Raw genomic sequence first — 1,847 nt, forward strand, 5'->3', positions numbered from 1 at the left:
TCCAGCACCGCCAGCGCCGCCGAGGCGTTGACCATCTGGTAGCCGCCGCGCAGCGCCGGAATCGGCAAGGCGTGGCGATGGGCGTCGCCCATGTGGAAGGACCATTGATTGTCCATGCGCTGGAAACCGAAGTCCGGCCCATACAATTTCAGATCCGCGCCGATGGCGCGCGCGTGCTCGATCAGCCTGGCCGGCGGCTTCGGGTCGGCGCACAAGGCCGGCTTGCCGGCGCGGTAGATGCCGGCCTTCTCGAAGCCGATGTCCTCGCGGTTGTCGCCGAGGATGGCCTGGTGGTCCAGGTCCACGCTGACCACCACCGACACGTCCGGCTCGAAAATATTGACCGCGTCCAGGCGGCCGCCCAGGCCCACCTCCAGCACGATCACGTCCACCTTTTCCGCGACGAAGCTGTGCATCGCCGCCAGGGTGCCGAATTCGAAATAAGTCAGCGAAGTGTCGCCGCGCGCGGCGTCTATCGCCTCGAAGCTGGCGACGATGCGCTCATCGCTGGCCGGGGCCAGATCGATGGCGATGCGCTCGTTGTAACGCAGAATGTGCGGCGAGGTATACGTCCCCACCTTGAAGCCGGCGCGATGCAGCATGGTGGACAGCATCGCGCACACCGAGCCCTTGCCATTGGTGCCGGCCACCATCACCACCGGGCAGGACGCTTGCAGATTCATCGCGGCGCGCACCCGCTCCACGCGGGCCAGGCCCATGTCGATGGCGGTGGCGTGCAGGCTCTCCTGCCAGCTCAGCCACTCGGCCAGTGTCTTGTGTCGAGTCATTTCGTTTCAGTCGAGTCCGTCTTGTCCGCGGTCTGGAACCACAGCAGGTAGGCGCGCAGTTGGCGGCGTCCATCCGCCGGCGCCGAATCCGGCCACAGCATCAGCGAGCGCCGCTGGCCGTCCAGCGTCACATTCAGCACCGTCAGCCACGGGGTAACGAAGCAATCGTCCAGCACCCGCGCCGGCAACGCCGCCTCGCGCCACAGGGTCAAACGCCCCAGTCCATCCACCTCCAGGCGGCGGAAACGCGCGGCGTCGCGCCAGCCATCGGCGCGCAAGGCGCGCCAGCTCAGCCAGGCCGCCGGCGCCGACAAGGCCAGCCAGGCCGGCGGCAGATAACGCGCCACCGTCAGCGTCAACGCCGCGGCGGCCAGCGTCACCAGCGCGAGCCAAAGCCGCGAGGGCCTCAGCTCGAAGCCGAACGGCGCCAACAGCTGCCGCCGGGCCATGGCTCAAAGATCGATGGCCGGGGTGTTGCTGATGTCGGCGTCCACGCTGTCTATCAGCGTGGAGTGGATTTCCACGTCGAACCACTCCCAGAACGCCTTCAAGGACAAATCCTTGGGCCAGAGTGCTTCGTCCTCGTACCAGGACGCTAGTTCCATCTTGAACAATTGTTCGTAGATTTCGTCGATGTAGGCGACGCCCTCTTCCGGCTCGTCGAACTCCGGCAGCAGGATCACGGTGCAGTCGGTGCGCAGGCTGTCCAGCGCCAGGTCCATATCGTTGTCCGGGGCCTGGTTCAGCCAGTCCAGGAACGGTTGCTTCGGCTTGATCACGGCCACAGAGCGGTCAACGAAGTACATAGCATGCCTTTCATTCAAGTTTGGCCGGCATTGTAACAGCACAAACCGCGCGGCGCTAAGCGTGGAAAGGTGAAGCCCATGTTACAATTCGAGCAACTTTCCATACAGAAAACAATACTCACATGGCCCTGATTACCGTCGAGAAAGCCTGCCTGGCTTTTGGTCACCACGCACTGCTGGATAATGTCGACTTCGCGCTGGAGCCGGGCGAGGTGGTCGGCCTGATCGGCCGCAACGGCGCCGGCAAGTCCTC

General features: G+C 64.7%; 4 protein-coding genes. 1 reads left to right on the forward strand and 3 read right to left on the reverse strand.

The features are described from left to right. From LQT98_RS23675 to LQT98_RS23685, 3 genes are all read right to left on the reverse strand, one after another. The coding region (locus LQT98_RS23675) for a bifunctional folylpolyglutamate synthase/dihydrofolate synthase (RefSeq protein ID WP_269326141.1) at positions 1-788 on the reverse strand (788 nt) is incomplete at its 3' end. Further along, complete coding sequence (locus LQT98_RS23680) at positions 785-1,237, reverse strand: protein YgfX (protein ID WP_231465703.1); 453 nt, start codon at positions 1,235-1,237, stop codon at positions 785-787. The genes LQT98_RS23680 and LQT98_RS23675, both read right to left, overlap by 4 nt. Before the next feature lie 3 nt (positions 1,238-1,240). Then, positions 1,241-1,594, reverse strand: coding sequence for a hypothetical protein (locus LQT98_RS23685; protein ID WP_231465705.1), 354 nt, complete (start codon positions 1,592-1,594; stop codon positions 1,241-1,243). 122 nt (positions 1,595-1,716) lie between these two features. Between LQT98_RS23685 and LQT98_RS23690 the strand changes: the two genes are divergently transcribed. Then, positions 1,717-1,847 (forward strand): ATP-binding cassette domain-containing protein (locus LQT98_RS23690; RefSeq protein WP_231465707.1); only part of this gene is annotated, 131 nt, incomplete at its 3' end.

Origin of the sequence: Chromobacterium aquaticum (genome assembly GCF_021129195.1) — a bacterium.
Classification (GTDB): domain Bacteria; phylum Pseudomonadota; class Gammaproteobacteria; order Burkholderiales; family Chromobacteriaceae; genus Chromobacterium; species Chromobacterium aquaticum.